The following is a 242-nucleotide window of genomic DNA, read 5'->3' as shown; positions in this document are numbered from 1 at the left end:
TCAGCGGTCGCTGGCCCACACTGCTGCTCTATTATCTGAAGGACGGGACCAAGCGTTTCAGCGACCTGAGACGTGACAACCCGACCGTGTCACATCGCATCCTGACGCTGGAACTGCGCAAGCTGGAGGACGCCGGTATCGTGCGGCGAACGGCCCGCTCGGGCTATCCGCTGAGGGTCGACTATGACCTCACAGCGCCTGGCCGCCGGCTTGTACCGCTCATCGACGCGCTCGGGTCGTGG

General features: G+C 64.5%; 1 protein-coding gene. It reads left to right on the top strand.

Annotation, left to right across the window (positions count from 1 at the left end; genetic code table 11):
* Positions 1–242 (top strand): helix-turn-helix domain-containing protein (locus EOB49_RS35735; RefSeq protein WP_164782026.1); only part of this gene is annotated, 242 nt, incomplete at both ends.

The organism is Mesorhizobium sp. M7A.F.Ca.MR.148.00.0.0, assembly GCF_003997735.1.
Classification (GTDB): domain Bacteria; phylum Pseudomonadota; class Alphaproteobacteria; order Rhizobiales; family Rhizobiaceae; genus Mesorhizobium.
The sequence above is the reverse complement of the archived record's forward strand: the minus strand, read 5'-3'. Positions and strand labels throughout refer to the sequence as shown.